This is a genomic window from Micromonospora sp. BS32, from assembly GCF_059089345.1.
In genome coordinates this window covers 1-2,166 of the sequence record NZ_JBSSHR010000048.1, presented here as the reverse complement: position 1 = coordinate 2,166, position 2,166 = coordinate 1, and the positions used below count along the sequence as shown (strand labels likewise).

Below are 2,166 nucleotides of genomic sequence, written 5' to 3'. Positions count from 1 at the left end.
CTGACAAGCACTCGCACGGACGGAGCACCGAGCGCGCAGCCGTTGCCGGACGCGTTCGGACGCGACGCACAGAGCTTGTAAGCGAGCCGTCAGGCCGAGTCGCAAGATCCGGAACATGCGCGGAAGATCAAGCGCATCGTGGTAGAGCCGCCGGGCATATGTCCTGCTAGGACGGTGATTGCCCCAGCAGGCGCACCTGGGGCAACCGTGCTTCGCGTACCGGCATCGAGAGCCATCGCAGCTGTCGGTGCATCCCCGTAGGCTGAGCAAATGAGCGAAGAGACGGCACGCAGGCTGGAAGAGGCTCGCGCCCGGGCATTGCAAAAGGGCGTCGAGGCGGAGGACCGTAAGCGCGAACTTCTGGCAACGATCGTCCGCGAGATACCTGCAAGGATCGAGGACTTGGCCAAGCGCACCGCGCATGCCCAGCCCGAGGTGTCCAAGGCGCTAGGAAAGGATGGCATCGCGAAGTTTCGGACCGAGCTTCTCGCTCAGGTAGCCGAAGTAGCGAAAGACCTTGAAAATGCGGGCGATAAGATCAACTGGCCGAAGTCGCAGGGCAAATACTCGCCGGTGACGCCGTCGAACATCCACTCGGCGCTCTTTAAGTTCCTCCACGGAAGTCGTATGAACAACCTGGCGGCCATCTTCAAGCGTCACGGGTACAACGTTCAGGATGACAACGCTCAGCGATCGCAGGGCCTGATCCTGCCTCAGTACCTCTACAGCGAAGAGGATCACGCCCAGGAGTTGAAGGGCCTTGTGGACGCGCTCAACGAACTCGGTGTGGAGTTGCGGGCGGTCCAGGAAGCCGAGGCCGCTCACGATCGAGACGTGGTCGACTCCTTGTGGGGAGACGACTAGGAGCTGTTGCCCAGGTCGGAAGACGGCTGGCTAGACAGGCTGGATCGTCAGCGAAGAGTCAGAAGAAGCGCTGATAGCCATTGTGAAGTTCCGACAGAGGACGACGGGCGCTGAGTGATAAACGACAAGCATTGCGGCCTGTCGAGAGAACTCAACGCCCGTCATCCACCTTTGCAAGGCAAGGGTTAGGGGCGGAGTCTGCGTCGGGCTGGTCAAGGTGCAGGCCGGCTAGCCTTCGCGCGCCTGCCGAAATAGGCCAGCAAGCTCGTCGGTCATCCAGTACACGACGGGGCCGCCCTCCCGGGAGTTCCATAGCCAGCAGTAGTTGCGTCCCGCTGCGGAGCAGTGCCGGCTGGGCCATGCCAGGACACCCGCGACGCCATGCCGCCCGTTAGGGATGTTCAGCATCTCTGCTAAATCATCGCCATCAAATTCGCGGCCAGGCTGATCGATCAAGGTAGAGAAGAGCGCCTTAGCGTTTTCGCTGAACCTCCCCCAGACAGTGCGGGCCAGGTCTACATCTGCTTGGGTCCAGTCGGTTGGCTCTGGCTTGACCCCGCTGCCCTGCCCGACACTGGCTGCCTCTGTCCCAGCCAGCCAGCGGCCATACATCGAGTAGAAATCCGCTACCCGCTCCTGAGGCACCTTCACGGTGATGTCCAACATCTCGACCGGCCCCTTTTGCCGCTGGTACATGTCTAGCTGGAGGGTATGTCCGATCCCCGCAGGGGGTCAAGACCTATCTAAGGCAGTCCTAGAGGCATCTCTTAGGTACCTCCGCCGGCATGCTTGCTGAAGGAAAGCGGAGCTGCCCTGCATGTCCAGTCTTTGCATCGTCGGGCTCTCGCCACAGCCAGGGGTCAACAAGATCATCGGGCACAACCCGGGCACAACTGACACCGACAAGGGGTGTCAACCGCTGTAAGGCAACGAAAGGTCCCGCCCAGGTCAGTGGGCCGATCCGCCCAATCTGAGATGATCCACAAACCGCCGGAGGGGTTCAGGGTTCAAGCCCTCAGCCCCTCGCATCCGTCCTCGAACCAGGCCGGCGGAGAAGCCGGAGTGGTCGCCGCCAACCTGCTGACCGGACGGGGTGGAGGTGGTTCTGCATGGTGGTGATGAGGTGGGCCATCGCCTCCTGAAGGGCTGCCTCGGCCGCCGTTCGCGCCGCCTTGGCCGCACGGGGGCGGTATAGGTTGTCCTGACCGTAGGCACTCATAACCGCGGCTGCGGCCTCGGAGGTCTGCATCGCAGCTTGCACGACTTCCTTCTCAGCTAGCAGCGCGGCGCGACTGATTGCAG

General features: G+C 62.2%; 2 protein-coding genes. One reads left to right on the top strand and one right to left on the bottom strand.

Features of this window, described 5'->3' with window-relative positions; all coding sequences use genetic code 11:
• The first annotated feature begins 270 nt into the window (after positions 1-270).
• Complete coding sequence (locus tag AC5RWQ_RS30140) at positions 271-864, top strand: hypothetical protein (RefSeq protein ID WP_494285989.1); 594 nt, start codon at positions 271-273, stop codon at positions 862-864.
• Between the two features lie 228 nt (positions 865-1,092).
• On the opposite strand, the gene AC5RWQ_RS30135 is transcribed toward AC5RWQ_RS30140, so the two are convergent.
• Positions 1,093-1,560, bottom strand: coding sequence for a DUF6416 domain-containing protein (locus AC5RWQ_RS30135; protein WP_494285988.1), 468 nt, complete (start codon positions 1,558-1,560; stop codon positions 1,093-1,095).
• Between the last annotated feature and the right edge of the window lie 606 nt (positions 1,561-2,166).

Coding starts and splice junctions, on each gene's coding strand:
- AC5RWQ_RS30140 (WP_494285989.1), top strand. CDS start 271: ATGAGCGAAGAGACGGCACGCAGGCTGGAAGAGGCTCGCGCCCGGGCA.
- AC5RWQ_RS30135 (WP_494285988.1), bottom strand. CDS start 1,560: ATGTACCAGCGGCAAAAGGGGCCGGTCGAGATGTTGGACATCACCGTG.